This is a genomic window from Kitasatospora sp. NPDC001159, assembly GCF_053598235.1.
Map to the genome: position 1 here is coordinate 49,207 of NZ_JBSFJV010000040.1, position 19,511 is coordinate 68,717.

Below are 19,511 nucleotides of genomic sequence, written 5' to 3' on the forward strand. Positions count from 1 at the left end.
CGATTGGCGGCCCGCACCATGAACCACCCCGACGAGAGCTCCGCGCCCGCACTGCGGCGGCTGCTCGACCTGCTCGCCTCCGGCGCCGCCACCGAGGACTTCGCCGAGGTGCTGGCCGACGCCCGTCGGCGCGGGGCGCCGTCGGCCGTGCTCGCCGAGATCGACGGCGCCACCTGGCAGGCCCTGCGGGTTCATCGCACGCTGCGTCAACACCGACGCCGCGAGACCGAGTTGACCGCCCTGTTCGACACCGCCGGGGACCTCGCCGCCTCCCGGGAGCTGGACACCGTGCTGCAGGCGATCGTCCGCCGGGCCCGGATGCTGCTCGGCACCGACACCGCGTACCTGACCCTGCCGGACGAGGCCGCGGGCGACACCTACATGAGGGTCACCGACGGCTCCGTCTCCGTACTGTTCCAGACCCTTCGGCTCAGCCTCGGCGACGGCCTGGGCGGGCTGGTCGCGCAGACCGCCCGCCCGTACGCCACTCCCGACTACCGCACCGACGAACGCTTCCACCACACCGGCACGATCGACGCGGGCGTGCTGGACGAGGGACTGGTGGCGATCATCGGGGTGCCGCTGCTGCTCGGCGGGCAGGTCATCGGCGTGCTGTTCGCCGCCGACCGCTCACCGCGCGCCTTCTCCCCCGACGAGGTCGCGCTGCTCTGCTCCCTGGCCGCGCACGCCGCGATCGCCCTGGACACCGCCAAGTCGCTGGCCGACACCCGGGCCGCGCTCGCCGAGCTGAACGCCGCCAACGAGCTGGTCCGGGCCCACTCCGCCGCCGTCCAGCGCGCCGAGCAGGCGCACGACCGGCTCACCGACCTCGTCCTGCGCGGCGCCGAGGTGCCGGACGTCGCCGCCGCCGTCGCACACCTGCTGGACGGGGAGATAGCGGTCCTGGACGCCGAGGGCGAGCCGCTGGCCGGACGGCCGACGCCCGTCGCCGAGCTGGCCGGGGCGGTGGCCGCGTCCCGGACCGAGGGCCGGTCCGTCCGGCACGGCGAGCTGTGGGTGTGCGCGGTGCTGGCCGGGCACGACGCGCTCGGCACCATGGTGCTGCGCGGACGGCCCGACCTCGACGACGCCGACCGGCGGCTGTTCGAGCGGGCCAGCGTGGTGACCGCGCTGCTCCTGCTGCTGCGCCGCTCGGTGGCGGAGACCGAGAACCGGGTCCGCGGCGAGCTGCTCACCGACCTGCTCACCGCCCCCGGGCGCGACCCGGCCGGGCTCACCGCGCGCGGCCGCCGGCTCGGGGTCGACCTCGCACGGCCGCACCTGGTGCTGGTCGCGGAACCGGCGGACGGGCACGGCGACGAACGGGGACGGCTGGCGGGCGCCGCCCGGCGGTACCTGTTCGGCTCCCGGGGCGTCAGCGCCGAACACGGCGAGGCGGTGGTGCTGCTGGTGCCGCTCGAACCGGGCCCGGCCGAGGGCCCCGAGGAGACCGCCCGGCAGGCCGCCGAGCGGCTGGCCCGGCTGGCCGGCTTCCCGGTCACCGTCGGCGCCGGCCGCCCCGCCGCCGGCCCCCCGGCACTGGTCGCCTCGTACGCCGAGGGCCTGCGCTGCGTGCGCGCCCTGCGGGCGCTCGGCCGCGCCGGGGAGGGCGCCTCGGCCGGCGCGCTGGGCTTCCTCGGGGTGCTGCTCGGCGACGGCCACGACGTGGACGGCTTCGTCGGCGCGACGCTCGGCCCGCTGCTCGCCTACGACGCCCGGCGCGGCACCGAGCTGGTCCGCACCCTGCGCGCCTACTTCGACTGCGGCGGCAGCCTGACCCGGGCCAAGGACGAGCTGCACGTCCACGTGAACACCGTGGTGCAGCGGCTGGACCGGGTCGAGGCGCTGCTCGGACGGGACTGGAACCAGCCGGAGCGCTCCCTGGAACTGCAGTTGGCGCTGCGGCTGCAGCTGCTCTCGGGCGGCTGAACGGCTTGTACGGGCGTGGGCGTACAGTGGCGAGGTTGGTCTCGAACGCCTGGCAAGGAGCGGCAGCGGTGAGCGAGAACGTGCGTTTCGTACGGATGGGCATAGGCGAGCACGTCGTCCCCTACGAGGAGGCGTGGGCGGAGCAGCAGCGCCTGCACGCGCTGCGGGTCGCGGACGAGATCCCCGACACCGTGCTGCTGCTGGAGCACCCGCCCGTCTACACCATGGGCAAGCGGACCAACCCCGCCGACCTGCCGCTGGACGGCACCCCGGTGGTCGAGGTCAACCGGGGCGGGGAGATCACCTGGCACGGCCCCGGCCAGCTGGTCGGCTACCCGATCATCAAGCTGCCCGACCCGATCGACGTGATCGCGTACGTCCGTCGGCTGGAGGAGGCGCTGATCCGCGCCGCCGCCGACTTCGGCGTCGGGACCACCCGGGTCGAGGGCCGCAGCGGGGTCTGGGTGCTGGGCGAGAACCTCCCGGACGCCGTGGTGGACCCGGCCGAGGTGGTGGACATCGGCAAGCTGACCCTGCGGATGGGTCTGCCGCTGGGCATCGACCCGCGGCTGGCCGGGCCGGAGTACGCGCCGTCCAACGCCGGCCAGCGCGGCGGCGACCGCAAGCTCGCCGCGATCGGCGTCCGGGTCGCCCGCGGGGTGACCATGCACGGCTTCGCGCTCAACTGCGACCCCGACATGACGTACTTCGACAAGATCGTGCCCTGCGGCATCCGGGACGCGGGCGTCGCCTCGCTGGCCGGCGAGCTGGGGCGCGACTTCGGCGTGGGCGAGGCGCTGCCGACCGTCGAGCGGCACCTGAAGGACGTCTTCGCCGAGCTGCCGGAGCCGGCGCTCAGCCGCTGAAGCCGTCGGCATTCAGTCGCCGACGCCCCACGCCCGGCCACTGAAACCCTCCAGCCACTGGGAATCTACTGGCCGGTAGCCGCGTTGCCCTGCGATTGCAGGGCGACAGGCCCGGCACAGGCCGTACAACCACAGGCGTACCCTGGGGGTACCCCGTCTAGTTCTAGGAGTCGCACGTGTCCGCTGTCGCGCCCGACGGCAGGAAGCTGCTCCGCCTGGAGGTCCGCAACAGCGAGACCCCCATCGAGCGGAAGCCCGAGTGGATCAAGACCCGCGCGAAGATGGGCCCGGAGTACAACGCCCTCCAGTCGCTGGTGAAGAAGGAAGGGCTGCACACGGTCTGCCAGGAGGCCGGCTGCCCCAACATCTTCGAGTGCTGGGAGGACCGCGAGGCGACCTTCCTCATCGGCGGCGACCAGTGCACCCGCCGCTGCGACTTCTGCCAGATCGACACCGGCAAGCCCGCCGAGTTCGACCGCGACGAGCCGCGCCGGGTCGCCGAGTCCATCCTCACCATGGACCTCAACTACGCCACCATCACCGGCGTCGCCCGCGACGACCTGGAGGACGGTGGCGCCTGGCTGTACGCCGAGACCGTCCGCCAGGTGCACGCGATGACCGCCGACCGCGCGGGCGGCCGCACCGGCGTCGAGCTGCTGGTCCCCGACTTCAACGCGGTGCCCGAGCAGCTGGCCGAGGTCTTCTCCTCGCGCCCCGAGGTGCTCGCGCACAACGTCGAGACGGTGCCGCGCATCTTCAAGCGGATCCGCCCCGCGTTCCGGTACGAGCGCTCGCTGGACGTCATCACCCAGGCCCGCGCGGCCGGACTGGTGACCAAGTCCAACCTGATCCTGGGCATGGGCGAGACCCGCGAGGAGGTCAGCCAGGCGCTGGCCGACCTGGTCGGGGCCGGCTGCGAGCTGATCACCATCACCCAGTACCTGCGCCCCTCACTGCGCCACCACCCGGTGGAGCGCTGGGTGAAGCCGCAGGAGTTCGTCGAGCTCCAGCAGGAGGCCGAGGAGCTGGGCTTCGCGGGTGTCATGTCGGGGCCGCTGGTGCGTTCGTCGTACCGGGCCGGGCGCCTGTACCGGCAGGCGCTGGAGCGGCGCGAGCAGGCCGCGGTCTGACGCGTCGGGGAACGGTTTCGGCCACTGGGCCATTGGAAGGGCGGAGCTGCGGCTCCGCCCTTCCGGGTTTCACCACGCTTTGACTGCCCGGTCACGGACTGGTAACACAGAGTGGGGATGATGGACGCCTGGCAAGCGTTCGATTCTTCTCAGCCACGAGAGGAGCTGTTCGGGATGCGGATGCGGATCCGGTCGGTGGGGGCGGCGCTGCGGTTCGCCGAGAGCGTCCTGCTGGCACCCGGCCAACGGCACGCGCGGCTCAACGCCTGGGCCGCCGTGTGCGAGAACCGCCGGTACGCGGCGGACCGCCGGCACGACGCGCCGACGGCAGGGGCGACGGGTACGGCGGGGGCACGCTCCGCACGGCGGTGAGGCGGCCCGGCCGCAGGCGAAACGATTCGTCGGCGAGTGGGGCCGGGCGTCGCTTTGCGCGACAGCGCGTGGGCACACGGGTCACGGTTCGGGCGAACCGGTACCCGGGCTTGGATATCCCGTACCCGTGCCACGTACCATGAGCGTTATGGCGAGGGAAACATCCGAGAACCCCGGGCGACTGAAGCAGATCCGCCTGGCGTACACCATGACCAAGAAGGTCGACACCAAGATCGGCCTGATCATCGCCGGCGTCGGCCTGCTGACCTTCGGCGTGTTCCTCGCCATCGGCTTCGCGATCGACCACCCCATCTACCTGGGCATCCTGGGCTTCATCGTGGCCGTGCTGGCCATGGCGATCGTCTTCGGACGCCGGGCCGAGCGCGCCGCGTTCGGGCAGATGGAGGGGCAGCCGGGCGCCGTGGCCGCGGTGTTGAACAACATCCGGCGCGGCTGGAGCTCCAGCTCGACCCCGGTCGCGGTCACCCGCAACCAGGACGCGGTCTACCGCGCCGTGGGCCGGGCGGGCATCGCGCTGATCGGCGAGGGCAACCCGAACCGGGTGCGCCAGCTGCTGGCCTCCGAGAAGAAGAAGATGGCCCGGGTGGTCGGCGACGTGCCGGTCCACGACATCGTGGTGGGCAACGGCGAGGGGGAGATCCCGCTGAAGAAGCTGCAGATCCACCTGATGCGCCTGCCCCGCGCCATCACCCCCGCCCAGGTCACCGAGACCAACGACCGCCTGCGCGCGCTGGGCGACCTGCTCTCCAAGGCGCCGATCCCCAAGGGCCCGATGCCCAAGGGCGCCCGGATGCCCAAGGGCGGCCAGGCTCGCTGACCCCTCCCCTGACGACATGAGAACGGCCCCGCTGATCCCTCAGCGGGGCCGTTCGGCGTTCAGCCGTCGTGCGGCACTCGTCAGGTCCGGACCTCGCCTCAGATCCGGACCTCGACCGTGCCGACCGCCTTGTCGTGCAGGCCCCGGGTGTCGCGGTCCCAGACCAGCGCCGGCACCACCAGGCAGAGCAGGACGGTGCGCAGCAGGATCTGCGGGATGGTCGCCCGGCTGCCGTCCAGGCGGACCACCCGGAGGCCGAACAGCCGCTTGCCGACGGTCGTGCCGGTGGTAGCGAGCAGGACGGCCGCGACCAGGAAGTAGAGCGGGAGGGTCCACAGGTTGGCCTCGGCCTGGTCGCCCTTGGCGAGCAGGCCGTAGGACACCAGGGCGACCAGCCAGCCGTCCACGAACAGGGAGCCGATCCGTCGACCGGGGCCCGCGATCGATCCGGGGCCCTCCTGGGGCAGACCGAGGCGCTCGCCGCGGTAGCCGAAGTCGGCGCCCATCTTCTCGGCGGCCGCCTTAGGGCCGTCGATCCACGATCCCAACGCTTCTCTGGTGTCCACGAATCCACACTAACCGGGCTCACTCCGAGCGCCCGCACCGGCTCCCCTCCGGGCGGGGCGTCATGCCAGACTCGTCCACGACCGGGTGAATCCCGATCGCCGGGCTTACCAAGTGGTCCAGACCACCACCCCAAGGGCCCCCAGGTCGGCGGGGTGATTTGCCCCGTACCGTACGCCTTTGCCACCCGTTCGGTGGTCGCGGTTAACATCTAGGAAACGAGCGGGTCACCGACTGGAAACGACCCATTCCTAGGGTGAGCCCAATTCGCACGCCGAGGAGGATGGATGTTCAACAACGCCGCCGAAGTGAAGCAGTTCATCCAGGACAACGACGTGAAGTTCGTCGACGTCCGCTTCTGCGACCTGCCGGGCGTACTGCAGCACTTCTCCGTACCTGCGGCGACCTTCGACCCGTCCGAGACCCTGATGTTCGACGGTTCGTCGATCCGCGGCTTCCAGGCCATCCACGAGTCCGACATGGCCCTGGTGCCGGACCTCGCCACGGCCCGCCTCGACCCGTTCCGGGCCGAGAAGCACCTCAACATCAACTTCTTCATCCAGGACCCCGTCACCGGCGAGGCCTACAGCCGCGACCCCCGCAACGTCGCCAAAAAGGCCGAGGCCTACCTCGCCTCCTCCGGCATCGCCGACACCGCCTTCTTCGGGCCCGAGGCCGAGTTCTACGTGTTCGACTCGGTGCGGTTCGAGACCAGCGCCAACGAGTCCTTCTACCACATCGACTCGGAGGCGGGTGCCTGGAACACCGGCGCCGCCGAGGGCGACGTCCGCGGCTACAAGGTCAAGTACAAGGGCGGCTACTTCCCCGTCCCGCCGGTGGACCACTTCGCCGACCTGCGCGCCGAGATGTCGCTGGAGCTGGCCAAGGCCGGACTGGAGGTCGAGCGCCAGCACCACGAGGTCGGCACGGCCGGCCAGGCGGAGATCAACTACAAGTTCAACACCCTGCTGCACGCGGCCGACGACCTGATGCTGTTCAAGTACATCATCAAGAACGTCGCCTGGCGGAACGGCAAGACCGCCACCTTCATGCCGAAGCCGATCTTCGGTGACAACGGCTCGGGCATGCACGTCCACCAGTCGCTGTGGAGCGAGGGCTCACCGCTCTTCTACGACGAGCAGGGCTACGCCGGCCTGTCCGACACCGCCCGCTACTACATCGGAGGCCTGCTCCGGCACGCCCCCTCGCTGCTGGCCTTCACCAACCCGTCGGTGAACTCCTACCACCGCCTGGTGCCGGGCTTCGAGGCGCCGGTCAACCTGGTCTACTCGCAGCGCAACCGCTCGGCCGCGATCCGCATCCCGATCACCGGCTCCAACGCCAAGGCCAAGCGCATCGAGTTCCGTGCGCCGGACCCGTCCTCCAACCCGTACCTGGCCTTCTCCGCCATGCTGATGGCCGGCCTCGACGGCATCCGCAACAAGATCGAGCCGCTGGAGCCCGTCGACAAGGACCTCTACGAGCTCGCCCCCGAGGAGCACGCCAACGTCCCGCAGGTCCCCTCCTCCCTCCCGGCCGTCCTGGAGGCCCTGGAGGCCGACCACGAGTACCTCCTCGCGGGCAACGTCTTCACCCCGGACCTGATCGAGACCTGGATCGACTTCAAGCGCACCAACGAGATCGCCCCGATCGCCCTCCGGCCCCACCCGCACGAGTTCGAGCTGTACTACGACCTGTAAGAAGCACCCACCCGGCGGGGGCGCGGACACCACGTCCGCGCCCCCGCCGGCGTTCCCGCCGGCGGTGCGCGGCTCCACTGCGGGCCGTTAAATTCGCTTGCCAGGGCAGGTTGGATGGGGGCGTGGGGAGCAGAAGCGGCAAGGTGACGCCGACGGTGTACGTGTCGGTGGACGTGGAGGCGGACGGGCCGATCCCGGGACCGTACTCGATGGTGAGCTTCGGGGCGGTGGTGGCCGGGTGGCATGACGGGGAGGGGTTCCGGCGGGCGGATCCGGAGGCGGCGGCGTTCTACCGGGAGCTGCGGCCGATCAGTGCGGAGTACGACCCGGAGGCGCTGGCCGTGTCGGGGCTGGATCGGGCGGCTCTGGAGACGGGCGGGACGGAGCCCGGGGTGGCGCTGCGGGAGTTCGGGCAGTGGGTGGAGAAGTCGCGGACCGGACCTCGGGGTCGGCGGTACCGGCCGGTGATGGTGGCCTATCCGGCCGTGTACGACTGGCAGTTCCTGTACTGGTACCTGATGCGGTTCACCGGCGCCAGCCCGTTCGGGCACTCCGGGTGCCTGGACCTGAAGACGCTGTACGCGGCGCGGGCGGGGGTGCCGTTCGCCGGGATCGGGAAGCGGTCGATGCCGCCGGAGCTGCTCCCGGAGCTGCCGCACACCCACCACGCGCTGGACGACGCCCGGGAGCAGGCGGTGCTGTTCGCGAACCTGTGGGAGTGGGCGGGCCCCGGGAGCGCTACCCCGCCGGGCCCGGTTCCGGGGTGACAGCGAGGACGGCGAGGTCGTCGGCGAGCAGCACCCGGACGCCGAAGCGGGTGTCGCACACCTCGTACAGGTCGCCGCCGACCAGCACCTCGGGCTGGGCCGGGCGGTAGAGCCCGGCCACCCGCAGGCCGCCGACCCGCTCGGGGACCGGCCGCAGCACGGTGCGCTGGAGGGTCTCGGCGACCGTACGGGCCTGGAGCAGGTTGCGGTTCTGCCGGGTGCGCTGCCAGGACAGGGCGGTGCCCATCACCCCGGAAAGCAGGGTGGCGCTGTAGACCCAGACGTGGTGCTGCTCGTTGATGTGGCCCGCGCGCAGGGCCAGCAGCAGTTGCAGTGCCAGCGAGCCGCCCGTGGTGGCGGCGGTCAGCACCGGGCCGTAGCTGAACGCGGCCGCCACGGGCAGGGCGGTCAGCAGGAAGCCGGCCGCGACCGCGTCCAAGACGACGGCCTCGGCGACCAGGTCGAGGACCGGGGCCCGGAGGCACCCACGGAAGCAGCGGGCCAGCGCAGGTCAGCGAACCGTCACCGGCAGGGTCTCGAAGCCGCGCAGCACCAGCCGGTCGCGCCGGGTCGGGACCCCGCCCCGGGCGAGCCGGGGGAAGCGGTCCAGCAGGGCGGGCACCGCGACCTCGGCCTCCGCCCGGGCCAGTTGGTAGCCCAGGCAGAAGTGCTGCCCGCCGCCGAAGCTCAGCGGCTGGCTGTCGGTACGGGTCGGGTCGAACACCTCGGGGCGGTCGTACCGGTCCGGGTCGTGGTGGGCCGCGCCGATCAGCAGGGTCACCGTGCTGCCGGGCGGGACGGGCAGGCCCTCGATGGACAGGCCCTCCTCCAGCGCGACCCGCGCGGTGGCCTGGACCGGAGAGTCGAAGCGCAGCACCTCGTCGGTGAAGCCGGTTGGGGTGATCACGCCGCTGCGCAGCCCGGCGGCCACCTCGGGATGGCGGAACAGCAGGGCGAGGCCGTTGCCGAGCAGGTTGGTGGTGGTCTCGAACCCGGCCACCAGCAGCAGCACCAGGTTGGCCAGCAGTTCCTCGGCGGAGAGCCGCTCGCCGTCCTCGGCGGCGATCCGGGCCAGGTCGCTGACCAGGTCGTCCTGCGGACGGGCCAGGCGCTCGGCGGCCAGCTCGGTGAAGTACCGGGACAGCTCGTCGGCGGCCCGGTCGGCGTCGCCCAGCTCGTCCAGGTCCTGGATGATCTCCAGCGCGACGGTCAGGTCGGCGGCGAGGTCGCGGAAGCGGTACCGGTCCTGCTCGGGGACGCCGAGCAGCTCGCAGATCACCCCGACCGGCAGCCGGAAGGCGAAGGCGTCCATGAAGTCCACCGGCGAGCCGTCGGCGCCCTGCTCGGCCATCCCGTCCAGCAGCCGGTCGACCGCCGCCTCCACCGCCGGGCGCAGCGCGGCGACCCGGCGGGCGGTGAACACCGAGGCGATCAGCGAGCGGACCCGGGGCTGGTCGGGCGCGTTGCGCTGGAGGATCGAACGGCCGAACAGTGCGAGCGAGGAGTGCTCGGTGAACTCCGGGGCCACGCCCGCCATCATGTCGGCCGTCGCGACGCCGAAGGCGGGGGTGCGCAGCACCTTGTTGACGGCCGCGTAGCTGCTCACCAGGTACATCCCGTCCCCGGCCGGGACCACCGGGCCGAGCTCGTGCGCCCTCGCGTACAGCGGGTACGGGTCGGCCCTGACCTCCGTGGTCATCAGCTGCTCGACGATCGCCGCGCCGTCCATCCGGTGCTCCCCTCCGATGACGATGGTTCCTGGTCCGTGAACCACCGGCGGGCGCCGTGAAGTTCCCGGTGCGGGTGGTTCGGCCGCGGGCCTCGATAGGGTTGCCGGTATGGAGATCTGGATCAACCCGCGCTGCGGCAAGTGCCGGACGGCGCTCGGCGAGCTGAACGCCGCCGGAGTGGAGTACACCGTGCGGCGCTACCTGGAGGAACCGCCGACGGCGGCCGAGCTGGAGCAGGTGCTGGAGCGCCTGGGCCTGGAGCCGTGGGACATCACCCGCACCGACGAGCAGGTCGCGAAGGACCTGGGGATGAAGGAGTGGCCCCGGGAGGCGGACGAGCGGACGCGCTGGATCGCGGCGATGGCCGAGCACCCCGTGCTGATCCAGCGCCCGATCATCACCGCGGACGACGGGCACGCCGTGGTGGCCCGGACTCCCGAGGCGCTCAAGTCCGTTCTGCCGTAGCCGGATCGACCACCGGGGCCGGTCAGTGGAGCTGGGTCGTCCGTACCGGCCGGCCCGGGTGCCAGTTGTGGACCAGCAGGCGGTCGCCCTCCAGGGCGGTGTGCACCACCTGCTGGAGGTCCAGTCGGAACAGGTGGAACGGGGTGGGCGGTGGCTCGGGCAGTTCGGCCGAGAAGGCGGCGATCTCGTCCTCGTCGGTGACCTCCACCGCACGGCCGGACATCTTGGAGTCCCCGCCGGCCATGGTCTCGTCGCCCGGGTGGGCGTGCAGTGCGAAGCGGGCGTCCCGCTGCAGGTCGCGCGCCTTGACCGCGTGGTACATCGACCCCAGCCAGGCGTCGGCGCCGACGAAGTCGACCTCCGACCCGCTCACCCGGGGTGAACCGTCCTTGCGCAGCGTCGCCAGGACGTGGTGCTTGTTCGCCTCGAACCGGGCCCGTACCAGGGCCGCGAGTTCGGGTGCCTCGTGCTCGAAATCCTGCCAGGTAGCCATGGCGCCAGTCTGGCATCCGGCACCGACAACCGCCGGGCACGAACGGCCGGGCGCGGCAGTCAGTTCGGACCGGGCGTTGTCGGCGGCCGGTGCCACACTGGCGGGGTGACCACCACGACCAACTACATCGCGTTCCTGCGGGCCATCAACGTCGGCGGCCGGACGGTGAAGATGGAGCGGCTGCGGGCGCTCTTCGCCGAGCTGGGGCTGGGGAGCGTCCGCTCGTACATCCAGAGCGGCAACGTCTTCTTCAGTACCGGCGAACCGGACCGCGCCGCGCTGACCCGGCGGATCGAGGAGCACCTGGAGCAGTCCCTCGGCTACCCGGTGCCGGTGCTGCTGCGGACCGTCGACGAGGTGGCCGAACTGCTCGTCGCCGAGCCGTTCCGGGGGGTCGAGGTGACGCCGGACATCCGGCTGGTGGTCGCCTTCCTCTCCGAACCGCTGCCGGCCGAACTCGCCCTCCCGCACCGCTCGGCGAAGGGCGACTACGAGGTGCTCGGCGCCGACCCGGGGGCCGCGTACGTCGTGGTGCACCTGCAGGACGGCAAGTGGGTCACCAAGGACATGTTCGGCAAGGGCTACCGGGGGTCGGTCACCTCCCGGTTCCTGCACACCACGGAGAAGATCCTCGCGGCCGCCCGGAAGGCCTGACGGTCCGTCCGACACCTGGAACCGCGCAGGTGGGAGCAGCGTCTGTCGCTCAGTGACGTACGAACCCTGCGCCGGACCACGGCGTGATCTGGACAGTCCGAGCCGGTCGATCCGACAATCAGGCCATGACGCAGCCTGAGCTTCCCACCGGCCGAGCCCGGCCCTCCGACGCCGAACGGGAAGCGGCGCTCGGGGTGCTGCGCGAGGGCGCGGGCAGCGGCCGGCTGTCGCACGACACCTTCCTCGGCCGGATGGAGATCGTCCTCCAGGCCACCAGCCACGCCGAGTTGGACGCGGCGGTGGCCGGACTGCCCACCGGCGGGCCGGTGGAGCGCTTCGTGCTGCGGGCGGTCGGCCGGATCTCCGCCTTCGGCGACCGGCTGGACCGGGCCTGGCGCACCGAGCGGCTGCCCAGGCTGAGCCTGCCGCAGACCGGGGCGGGGCAGTTGACGATCGGACGCATCCCCGGCTCGGGGCTGCGGCTGCACGACGCCTCGGTCTCCCGGCACCACGCGGAGCTGCGGCACGAGAACGGCGGCTGGGTGCTGTACGACCTCGGCTCGACCAACGGCACACATGTGAACGGGCGGCGGATAGCGGGCGGGGTGCCGGTCCGGCCGGGTGACCAGGTGCGGTTCGGCAACCTGGAGTTCAGGCTCGCCGCGCAGTGAGGCCCCGGCCGGGCCGTCGGCACCGCCCACGCCGGCGGTCAGTGCGGAAACTGCCGGGGCGGGCGCTGCCGGGGCAGTTCGTCCCGGAACTCCTCGATCACGGTGCTGATCTGGCGGGTCAGCACGGTGTGCTCCAGCCGGTCCAGGTAGCAGTGCTCGGCGGCCAGCGCCTCGACCGTGACGCCGAAGTAGAGCGTCATCAGCGGATTGACGAAGAGCTCGCCGCCCTTCGTCCGCTCGGTGAACTGGACGTTGCCGAACTCGCCGCGCAACGCCGCCGCCACCGAGCCGTTGACAATGCTGGGGTGCTGCGGGAAGGCGGCCCGGGCGTGCTCGACGGCGTCCAGGTAGAGCGCGCCCTCCCGGCTGCCGCGCGGGATGGAGAAGGCGCCGAGGTAGCCGCCGGCCCGGTCGAGTGCGGCGAGGTTCTCCAGCACCAGCGCGTGGTTGACGCCGTGGTGGGCGTCGATGCCGAAGCCCAGGCAGGCGACCAGCCGCTCGGGCACCTCCGGCAGGCCGGCCACGGCGGCCAGGCTGGCCATGTCCTCCTCCGGGGTGCCGAGGCCGGCCTCGTCGCCGCGCATCAGGATGTCGGTGCCGCCGTCCACCAGCAGGATCGCGTCCACGCCCAGGTGGGCAACGAGTCTGCGGTAGGCCTCGCGCAGCAGTTGGACGCCCACCGTCGGGAAGGCCCACACGGTGTCGGGCATCCCGTGCAGATGCAGCCAGCGGGCCAGCGTGCGCTCGGGGAAGTAGCCCTCGGGTGCGGGGGTGTCCGGCCCGATCCTGGCCACGTCGGGCTCCTGCCAGACCTCGCCGGGCAGGCCGTAGAGGTGGGTGAAGGAGAGGTTGGCCAGGTGCACCTCCTTGCCCGCGGCGCGCAGGGCGAGGGCGATCGGCAGTCCGGCGTACACGTCGAAGCCGCCGCCGGCGCCGGCCACGAGGATGCGTTCGGCGGCCAGCAGTCGGGTGATCAGCGGAGGTTGGAGTAGAGAAGTCACCGGCGGACGCTAGCGCACCGACGGGGGCGACGGGCGGAATTGTCAGTGGCGGGTGCGAGGATGCGGGCATGACCCAGGAGACGGCGCTCACCCCCGATGTGCTGCTCGAAGCCCGGGATCGGGCTCGCGAGTTGATCCGGTGCGGCTTCCAGGAGCCGGACGAGATAGCCGAGTCCCTGGTCGAGGTCCTCGACGACCAGGGGCTGACGCAGGAGGAGGCGGAGCGGATCGTCGCTCCGCTGTGGACCGAGCGGCTGGCCGAGCAGGCCGCGTGGCCGGAGACCACGGACGTGGACCGACTGGAGGAGGCCTTCGACGCGCTGGAGGAGCAGGGCATCGTCGCGGCGATGGACTTCACCTGCTGCGCCGGCTGCGGCTACGCGGAGATCGGCGACGAGGCCGACGAGGATTCGCACGGCTTCGTCTTCTTCCACCAGCAGGACACCGAGGCGGCCGCGGCCGGGCGCGGGCTGATGCTGCGCTACGGCGCGTTCCACACCGGGGACGAGCCGAACGAGGTGTCGGAGCGGCGGACGGTGGAGGTCGGCCGGGCCGTGGTGGCCGCGTTGGAGACGGTCGGCCTTCCGGTGGAGTGGGACGGTTCGCCGCACGCGGCGATCCGGGTCGCTCCGCTGGAGTGGCTCAACCGCCTGCCGGAGTAGGCGCCGGGGAGAGCACCGGCACCAGCACCGACGTAGGCACCGGAGTACGCGCCGGGGCATGCCGACCGGTACGGCATATGCCGGAGGCTCATGCCACGCGCGTAGATCGACGGCCCGCGAAAAGAGCCGCGGGTCAGTCGACGACGCTCCCCAGGCCACCGCCGAGGCCCTCGCCGAAGATGCTGAGGTTCCCGTCGACCGGCCCCCCGCCGACCGCTCCCCCGCCCAGGTCGCCCGCCGGCCCCCACAGCGGCGCCGTGCAGCGCTGGTAGGTCGCCTGCCAGTGCGGCCAGTTGCGGGCGACGTCGTCGTCGCACCCGGCCAGCAGCCGCTCCACCGTCGCCGGCTCCACCCCGTCCAGCAGCCAGGCCAGCGCGTCCGCCGTGCCCGGGCCGTCCGCCGAACGCAGCAGGTCGAGCAGCTCGCCCAGGCCGCCGAGCCGGGAGTTGTCGGTGACCACCCGCTCCATCCGGGGCAGCAACTGCCGTTCCTCGATCCGTAGATGGGTCTCCAGCCGGGCCGCCAGATCCTCCATGGCGTACGCGACCGGCCAGGCGCTGCCGGTGTCCCGGCTGGCGATCCGGACCAGCGTGGTGACCCGGGTGAAGGAGTGGTCGAGGTTGTGGTGGTCGGCCTCCAGCCAGTTGAGCAGCAGCCGCAGCTCGGGCGCGAAGCGTCGCACGATCGGCCAGATCCGGGTGTCCTGCTGCTCGTGGTGGCAGGTCAGCATCGCGGTCATGAAGGTCCAGTGCCGCAGCAGCGCCTCGCCCTTGTGATCCTCGTCGGGCTGGAGCAGCCGCAGCGCGTTGGGCAGCCGGGCGAGGTCCCGGCGCAGTGCGGCGTGCACGAGTCGCAGCCCGGCGAACCGGACGGTGACCGGCTCCTCGTCCGCGGCCCGCCCGCACGCGTCCGTCCGCCGGGAGTCGGCGGACTCCGCCTGCGCGGGCACGGCGGGAGCGGGCTGGGGCAGCAGGTGGATCGGCATGGCACTCTCTTCACGACGTGTGGCAGGACGGCTGGGGCGGCCCGTGAAGGCCGCCCCAGCCAAGGTGCTCGCAGTCGATCAGAAGCGAATCAATGTCCGATTGACGCGCAGGTCACGGGCCTGCGCACGGGCCGAAGCCCTCCCGTCGCGCCACCCCCGGACTCAGTCCGAGGCGGGGCCCGCCAGGTTCTTGGTGAGCCACTGCAGGGTGTCCGGGATCATCTTCTTGAAGTCCGAGGTGAGGTGCTTGCCGCCGGGCTGCTCGTAGTACTCGATGGACACCGGCGGGACGGCCTTGGCCACCCAGCTCTTGACGACGTCCTTCTCGTAGCCGTTGGCGCCGCCCGCGGTGACGTACATCTTCACGTCGGCCTTGCCCTGGGTGATCAGCTGGTTGGGGCTGTTGGCGGCCTTCTCGGCGTCATGGCCCTTCCACAGCCCGGAGTCCGGGATGAAGTAGCCGTCGATCGGCACCGCGACCTTGTAGACGTCCGGGTGCTGCAGGGCGAGCTTGGCGCTGCAGAAGCCGCCGGTGGAGGCGCCCATCACGCCCCAGCTGTCACGCCCCTTCAGGGTGCGGAAGTTGGCGCGGACCCAGTCCGGAATGTCCTCGGCCATCCAGGTGCCCATCTTGGGCTGGCCCGGGATGTCGGAGCAGTCCAGCGCGTTCTTCTCGTCGCTGTTGAAGTTCTGCACCGGCATGATCATGATGAACGGGTGGGCCTTGCCCTCCTTGACCAGCTGCTCGTTCTCCTCCTGGATCGGCAGCTGGTTGTCGGTCCAGGTGTTGTAACCGTTGCTCTGGCCGCCCGCGTAGAGGGTGAGCACCGGGAAGCCGGTCTTGGCGTACTTGGGGTCGTTGTACTCGGGCGGCAGCCAGACCCAGACCTGGCCGGTGACGCCGGACTTGGGGCCGGTCACCTTGGTCATCATGATCGGACCGGCGGCGGTGTCCCGCACCTTGTTCATGCTGGGGGCCGGGCCGGTCGGCATCTGCACCTTCCCGTTGCCGGGGGTGGGCTGCTCGGCGATGGGCGCGGCCGAGGCGGTGGCACCGGCGGCGGTCGAGCTGCTCGCGGCCGGGGTACCGTCCGCGGAGGTGCTCCCCTTCCCGCCGCCGGAACTCCCACAGGCCGCGAGCGAGGCGGCCAGGGTGAGGACGGCGGCGCCGGTCAGGACGGCACGGGAACGGGACGACTGCCTAAGCACGGTGAGGACTCTCCGACCGATGTCACGCCCGGTCCCTCTGACCGGGCGGCGGCCCCCCGGTGGGGCCGGACAGGCCCGGGGGCGCGGCGCTGGTGCGGTCCCCGGAGTGGTGGGCGCGCCGTCGCTTACGGAAGCGCACCTTCCTGCGATCTTATGACGTGGGCCGGGGTGGGCCGGTTGCGAGGCGGCCACCGGAAATCCAATGTTTGTTCGCGATCAGGTAAAGCCCTTCACCGCTCCCGTCGGTCGGCGGGGGCCGGACGGCGGGGGCCACAGCGGCGGACCTGCCGGACCGTCCGGTTTTTGGGTGCTTTGACCAGTGACGGCAGCCCGCGCATCCGGAACGATCTCATCAGCACGCCCGGAGAGTGACACACCGGTACCAGTCCACCGAGGAGAGCACCATGTCCGAGCAGATCACCGGCGGCACCGCCACCTCCGCAGCGGTCGCGGCCCCCGGAGCCGCCGTCGTCACCGGGGCCGGGAGCGGGATCGGCCGGGCGGTCGCGGTCGAGCTGGCCGCGGCCGGCTGGCGGGTGGTGCTGGCCGGGCGCCGGGCCGAGCCGCTGCACGGGACGGCCGCGCTCTGCGCCACTCCGGCCGAGGTGGTGCCGACTGACGTCACCGACCCTGCCGCGGTGGACGCGCTGTTCGCGACGGCCGCCGGGCGCCACGGCCGGGTGGACCTGCTGTTCAACAACGCCGGCACCTTCGGCCCGGCCGTCCCGGTGGAGGAGCTGGCGGTCGAGGACTGGCGGGCGGTGGTCGACCTCAACCTGACTGGTGCCTTCCTCTGCGCCCGGGCCGCGTTCCGGCAGATGAGGGCTCAGGACCCGCAGGGCGGCCGGATCATCAACAACGGCTCGATCTCCGCGCACGTCCCACGCCCGCACTCGATCGCCTACACCGCGACCAAGCACGCCGTCACCGGCCTGACCAAGTCGCTCTCACTGGACGGCCGTCCGTACCGGATCGCCTGCGGGCAGATCGACATCGGCAACGCGGCGACCGACATGACGGCCGCGATGAGCGCGGGGGTGCGGCAGGCGGACGGACGGATCGCGCCCGAGCCGACCATGGACGTGGCCGATGTGGCGCGCACCGTCCGGCACATGGCCGCGCTGCCGCTGGAGGCCAATGTGCAGTTCGCCACCGTCATGGCGACGGCGATGCCGTACATCGGGCGGGGTTGAGGACGTCTACCCGTCCGCCCTCACCCGTCGTTGCTCGTCGGGCGAGCAGCGTTGACACGCTCTCCGGCCTGCAGGCCGGAGATCCAGGGCCTGAACGGGAGCTCCCGCTCGAAGGAGGGACCCCCGTCAGTCCAGGCTGACGGGGGTCCTCAGGGGTCCCGGGGCTACGACCGCCAGGTGTCGTTCAGCGTGACGTTCCCCGAGGCGGGCGCGGTCGCCGTCCGGTTGGCGCCGGACTCCCAGGTCACCGCGCCGCTCGCGTCCTTGCGGACGTACTTGTACTGGAAGGACGTGCCGCCCGGCAGCGAGAGCGCCAGCGACCAGACCGGGTAGCCGGCCGAGGAGAGCGGCAGCGCCTTGGCCGGGTCCCAGCCGCCGAGCGCCGGGACGTCGCCGACCACGTAGATGTTCTGACCGTACGAGGTGGTCGCGTTGACGTTGAACGAGGCGCCGGAGACGTTCGTCCCCGGCTGGACGTACAGCGCGACCGCGTCGCCCGCGCCGACCGTCGCGGTGAACTGCCCGTTGGCGCCCACCTGGTACGTCGGGCCGGTGCAGCCGCCGCCCGGCTGGGGGTCGCCGTGCTGGACGTCGCAGTACGTCCCGGCCGGGAGCCCGGTCTGGAAGGTCTGGGTGATCGGGCCGCTCTCGTGGTTGATCGCGACGTAGCCCTGGTTGCCGCGGCCGAAGGCGATCGCGTTGTTGCCGTTGGACCACCAGTCGGTCACCCCGGTGCCCGCGACCGCGTTGCGGAAGCCGACCATGTTGGCGATCTGCCGCCAGGCGTGGGTGCAGTTCCAGCCGTCCTGGTAGCAGGCGTTGACGGTGCCGCCGTTCGGCGGGCCGTCGTCCGTGTTGGTGAAGCTGTAGCCGGAGTAGATGTTGGGCGAGCCGTAGGTCGAGGCCAGCAGGAAGACGTTGGCCAGCGTGTAGGTGTTGCCGTAGGTGTAGTTGAGGGTGGAGCCGTTGCGCTCGGTGTCCCAGTTGTCGATGAAGCTGCGCGCCTGGTCGCTCGGCAGGTAGCCCCAGGAGGCGCCCCAGTTGCTGAGGTTGGCGAGCTTGTCGCCGGTAAAGATGCGCTTGAGGTCGGTGCCGACCCGGAACTCGTCGACGTCGCCGTTGCCGGTGTACTCGGAGGGCTGGATCGGCTCGCCGGCGCCGTAGATGACCTCCTGGACCCAGTAGGCGTTGGGGTTGGCCATCTTCGCCTTGATCGCGGCGAGGTCGGTGGCGGCGATGTGCTTGGCGGCGTCGATCCGGTAGCCGTCGACGCCGAGCGAGCCCAGGTCGTCCAGGTAGTGCGCGATGGTGGTCTGGACGTAGGCGCTGCCGGTGTCCAGGTCCGCCAGGTTGACCAGCTCGCAGTCCTGCACGTTGGTGCGGTCCTGGTAGTTGGTGATCGGCTGGCGGCAGGTGTGGAAGTCCTGGTCCTGGTACGTGCCGGGGTAGTTGTACTTGGTGTAAGCCGTGCCGCCGGTGCCCGTGCCGGAGCCGGCGGTCATGTGGTTGACCACCGCGTCGGCGATCACCTTGACCCCGGCCGCGTGGCAGGTGTCGACCATGTTCTTGAAGGAGGTGCGGTCGCCGAGCCGTCCGGCGATCTGGTAGCTGACCGGCTGGTACGAGGTCCACCACTGCGGGCCCTGGATGTGCTCCTGGGGCGGCGAGACCTCGACGAAGCCGTAGCCCTTGGGGCCGAGGGTGGAGGTGCAGGCCTGGGCGACCGAGTCGAAGCGCCACTCGAAGAGGGTGGCGGTGACGTCCTTGCCGTTGTTCGCGGGCGGGGAGGCCTGGGCGGCGGGGGCGCCGAGGGAGGTGCCGAGCGAGAGCGCGAGCGCCGCCGAGGCGGCGAGCGCGCCGGCCGCGCGGGCGGGCTGGCGGGTGGGGGCGGTGGTGACCACGTCGTCTCCTGGGGGTGGCTGGGGTGGGCAGCCGGGGTGGGGGCCTGCGGCCGGGTGGGGGACGGCCGCAGGTGAAGCCTGCAGGAAGTTTCTGTAACTTGCCGGAAACTTGCAGCGCTGAACCTAGGACGGCTCAGATAAGCCGTCAAGGTCTCGGGAGATACGTTTCTGCATCGACGGAGGTCAGAGCACGACAAGGGCCCGGCAGCCGTAAGCCGCCGGGCCCCTCACCTGTCCTGGTTCACCGGTCCCTCAGGAGCCGGTGCGACCTCAGCCGGTCTGGACGGAGGTGTCGTCGATCACGAAGCTCGTCTGGAGCGAGGAGTCCTCGACGCCGTTGAACTTCAGGGTGACCGTCTGGCCCGCGTAGGACGAGAGGTC

Annotated in this window: 20 protein-coding genes; 12 read left to right on the forward strand and 8 right to left on the reverse strand. The window is 71.8% G+C overall.

What is annotated here, in order from left to right:
• Positions 1 to 18 precede the first annotated feature (18 nt).
• The 5 genes from ACWC9T_RS21480 to ACWC9T_RS21500 all read left to right on the forward strand — a co-directional run bounded on the left by ACWC9T_RS21480 (position 19) and on the right by ACWC9T_RS21500 (position 5,135).
• Entirely contained in the window at positions 19 to 1,929 is a 1,911-nt protein-coding gene (locus ACWC9T_RS21480) for a helix-turn-helix domain-containing protein (RefSeq protein ID WP_449822637.1), read from the forward strand.
• Between the two features lie 95 nt (positions 1,930 to 2,024).
• On the forward strand, positions 2,025 to 2,795 hold the full coding sequence (gene lipB / locus ACWC9T_RS21485) for a lipoyl(octanoyl) transferase LipB (RefSeq protein ID WP_449822655.1): 771 nt from the start codon (positions 2,025 to 2,027) through the stop codon (positions 2,793 to 2,795).
• 176 nt (positions 2,796 to 2,971) lie between these two features.
• Entirely contained in the window at positions 2,972 to 3,925 is a 954-nt protein-coding gene (lipA, locus tag ACWC9T_RS21490; protein ID WP_355675034.1) for a lipoyl synthase, read from the forward strand.
• Positions 3,926 to 4,099: 174 nt separating this feature from the next.
• Positions 4,100 to 4,297, forward strand: coding sequence for a hypothetical protein (locus ACWC9T_RS21495; protein ID WP_449822638.1), 198 nt, complete (start codon positions 4,100 to 4,102; stop codon positions 4,295 to 4,297).
• Positions 4,298 to 4,436: 139 nt separating this feature from the next.
• Positions 4,437 to 5,135, forward strand: a complete 699-nt coding sequence (locus ACWC9T_RS21500; RefSeq protein ID WP_396248229.1) for a DUF4191 domain-containing protein — start codon at positions 4,437 to 4,439, stop codon at positions 5,133 to 5,135.
• Positions 5,136 to 5,233: 98 nt separating this feature from the next.
• On the opposite strand, the gene ACWC9T_RS21505 is transcribed toward ACWC9T_RS21500, so the two are convergent.
• Positions 5,234 to 5,701 (reverse strand): RDD family protein, encoded by a 468-nt coding sequence (locus ACWC9T_RS21505; RefSeq protein ID WP_449822639.1) that lies wholly within the window; start codon positions 5,699 to 5,701, stop codon positions 5,234 to 5,236.
• Between the two features lie 285 nt (positions 5,702 to 5,986).
• Here ACWC9T_RS21505 and glnA point away from each other — a divergent pair, with 285 nt between their 5' ends.
• Together glnA and ACWC9T_RS21515 are read left to right on the forward strand one after the other, a co-directional pair.
• Positions 5,987 to 7,399, forward strand: a complete 1,413-nt coding sequence (glnA, locus tag ACWC9T_RS21510; RefSeq protein WP_449822640.1) for a type I glutamate--ammonia ligase — start codon at positions 5,987 to 5,989, stop codon at positions 7,397 to 7,399.
• A 122-nt stretch (positions 7,400 to 7,521) separates the two neighbouring features.
• Entirely contained in the window at positions 7,522 to 8,166 is a 645-nt protein-coding gene (locus ACWC9T_RS21515) for a 3'-5' exonuclease (RefSeq protein ID WP_449822641.1), read from the forward strand.
• On the opposite strand, the gene ACWC9T_RS21520 is transcribed toward ACWC9T_RS21515, so the two are convergent.
• Together ACWC9T_RS21520 and ACWC9T_RS21525 are read right to left on the reverse strand one after the other, a co-directional pair.
• Positions 8,138 to 8,605: a hypothetical protein gene (locus ACWC9T_RS21520; RefSeq protein ID WP_449822642.1), complete on the reverse strand. Its 468-nt coding sequence runs from the start codon at positions 8,603 to 8,605 to the stop codon at positions 8,138 to 8,140. The genes ACWC9T_RS21515 and ACWC9T_RS21520 overlap by 29 nt on opposite strands.
• 72 nt (positions 8,606 to 8,677) lie before the next feature.
• Positions 8,678 to 9,895 (reverse strand): cytochrome P450, encoded by a 1,218-nt coding sequence (locus ACWC9T_RS21525; RefSeq protein WP_449822643.1) that lies wholly within the window; start codon positions 9,893 to 9,895, stop codon positions 8,678 to 8,680.
• Between the two features lie 109 nt (positions 9,896 to 10,004).
• Here ACWC9T_RS21525 and ACWC9T_RS21530 point away from each other — a divergent pair, with 109 nt between their 5' ends.
• Positions 10,005 to 10,361, forward strand: a complete 357-nt coding sequence (locus ACWC9T_RS21530) for an arsenate reductase family protein (RefSeq protein ID WP_449822644.1) — start codon at positions 10,005 to 10,007, stop codon at positions 10,359 to 10,361.
• Positions 10,362 to 10,383: 22 nt separating this feature from the next.
• Here ACWC9T_RS21530 and ACWC9T_RS21535 read toward each other — a convergent pair whose 3' ends face one another.
• On the reverse strand, positions 10,384 to 10,854 hold the full coding sequence (locus tag ACWC9T_RS21535) for a pyridoxamine 5'-phosphate oxidase family protein (RefSeq protein WP_449822645.1): 471 nt from the start codon (positions 10,852 to 10,854) through the stop codon (positions 10,384 to 10,386).
• Between the two features lie 105 nt (positions 10,855 to 10,959).
• Here ACWC9T_RS21535 and ACWC9T_RS21540 point away from each other — a divergent pair, with 105 nt between their 5' ends.
• Both ACWC9T_RS21540 and ACWC9T_RS21545 read left to right on the forward strand, forming a co-directional pair.
• Positions 10,960 to 11,508 (forward strand): DUF1697 domain-containing protein, encoded by a 549-nt coding sequence (locus ACWC9T_RS21540; protein ID WP_449822646.1) that lies wholly within the window; start codon positions 10,960 to 10,962, stop codon positions 11,506 to 11,508.
• Between the two features lie 125 nt (positions 11,509 to 11,633).
• Entirely contained in the window at positions 11,634 to 12,179 is a 546-nt protein-coding gene (locus tag ACWC9T_RS21545; protein WP_449822647.1) for an FHA domain-containing protein, read from the forward strand.
• A 38-nt stretch (positions 12,180 to 12,217) separates the two neighbouring features.
• Here the strand turns inward: ACWC9T_RS21545 and ACWC9T_RS21550 are convergent, their stop codons facing one another.
• Positions 12,218 to 13,180 (reverse strand): DUF1152 domain-containing protein, encoded by a 963-nt coding sequence (locus ACWC9T_RS21550; protein WP_449822648.1) that lies wholly within the window; start codon positions 13,178 to 13,180, stop codon positions 12,218 to 12,220.
• A 68-nt stretch (positions 13,181 to 13,248) separates the two neighbouring features.
• Here ACWC9T_RS21550 and ACWC9T_RS21555 point away from each other — a divergent pair, with 68 nt between their 5' ends.
• Complete coding sequence (locus ACWC9T_RS21555; RefSeq protein WP_449822649.1) at positions 13,249 to 13,842, forward strand: DUF6891 domain-containing protein; 594 nt, start codon at positions 13,249 to 13,251, stop codon at positions 13,840 to 13,842.
• Positions 13,843 to 13,975: 133 nt separating this feature from the next.
• On the opposite strand, the gene ACWC9T_RS21560 is transcribed toward ACWC9T_RS21555, so the two are convergent.
• Positions 13,976 to 14,827: a hemerythrin domain-containing protein gene (locus ACWC9T_RS21560; RefSeq protein WP_449822650.1), complete on the reverse strand. Its 852-nt coding sequence runs from the start codon at positions 14,825 to 14,827 to the stop codon at positions 13,976 to 13,978.
• Between the two features lie 162 nt (positions 14,828 to 14,989).
• Complete coding sequence (locus tag ACWC9T_RS21565) at positions 14,990 to 16,036, reverse strand: alpha/beta hydrolase (RefSeq protein ID WP_449822651.1); 1,047 nt, start codon at positions 16,034 to 16,036, stop codon at positions 14,990 to 14,992.
• A gap of 404 nt (positions 16,037 to 16,440) precedes the next feature.
• Here ACWC9T_RS21565 and ACWC9T_RS21570 point away from each other — a divergent pair, with 404 nt between their 5' ends.
• Positions 16,441 to 17,229 carry an SDR family oxidoreductase gene (locus ACWC9T_RS21570; protein WP_449822652.1) on the forward strand — a complete coding sequence of 263 codons (789 nt, stop codon included), beginning with the start codon at positions 16,441 to 16,443 and terminating at the stop codon, positions 17,227 to 17,229.
• Between the two features lie 164 nt (positions 17,230 to 17,393).
• Here ACWC9T_RS21570 and ACWC9T_RS21575 read toward each other — a convergent pair whose 3' ends face one another.
• Positions 17,394 to 19,130 (reverse strand): carbohydrate-binding module family 20 domain-containing protein, encoded by a 1,737-nt coding sequence (locus ACWC9T_RS21575; RefSeq protein WP_449822653.1) that lies wholly within the window; start codon positions 19,128 to 19,130, stop codon positions 17,394 to 17,396.
• Positions 19,131 to 19,511: the final 381 nt, after the last annotated feature.

Excerpts from the sequence above, each read along its gene's own strand:
- ACWC9T_RS21530 (WP_449822644.1), top strand. The coding sequence starts at position 10,005 with ATGGAGATCTGGATCAACCCGCGCTGCGGCAAGTGCCGGACGGCGCTC.
- glnA (WP_449822640.1), top strand. The coding sequence starts at position 5,987 with ATGTTCAACAACGCCGCCGAAGTGAAGCAGTTCATCCAGGACAACGAC.
- ACWC9T_RS21495 (WP_449822638.1), top strand. The coding sequence starts at position 4,100 with ATGCGGATGCGGATCCGGTCGGTGGGGGCGGCGCTGCGGTTCGCCGAG.
- ACWC9T_RS21570 (WP_449822652.1), top strand. The coding sequence starts at position 16,441 with ATGTCCGAGCAGATCACCGGCGGCACCGCCACCTCCGCAGCGGTCGCG.
- ACWC9T_RS21500 (WP_396248229.1), top strand. The coding sequence starts at position 4,437 with ATGAGCGTTATGGCGAGGGAAACATCCGAGAACCCCGGGCGACTGAAG.
- ACWC9T_RS21555 (WP_449822649.1), top strand. The coding sequence starts at position 13,249 with ATGACCCAGGAGACGGCGCTCACCCCCGATGTGCTGCTCGAAGCCCGG.
- ACWC9T_RS21480 (WP_449822637.1), top strand. The coding sequence starts at position 19 with ATGAACCACCCCGACGAGAGCTCCGCGCCCGCACTGCGGCGGCTGCTC.
- ACWC9T_RS21545 (WP_449822647.1), top strand. The coding sequence starts at position 11,634 with ATGACGCAGCCTGAGCTTCCCACCGGCCGAGCCCGGCCCTCCGACGCC.
- ACWC9T_RS21525 (WP_449822643.1), bottom strand. The coding sequence starts at position 9,895 with ATGGACGGCGCGGCGATCGTCGAGCAGCTGATGACCACGGAGGTCAGG.
- ACWC9T_RS21535 (WP_449822645.1), bottom strand. The coding sequence starts at position 10,854 with ATGGCTACCTGGCAGGATTTCGAGCACGAGGCACCCGAACTCGCGGCC.
- lipB (WP_449822655.1), top strand. The coding sequence starts at position 2,025 with ATGGGCATAGGCGAGCACGTCGTCCCCTACGAGGAGGCGTGGGCGGAG.
- ACWC9T_RS21560 (WP_449822650.1), bottom strand. The coding sequence starts at position 14,827 with ATGCCGATCCACCTGCTGCCCCAGCCCGCTCCCGCCGTGCCCGCGCAG.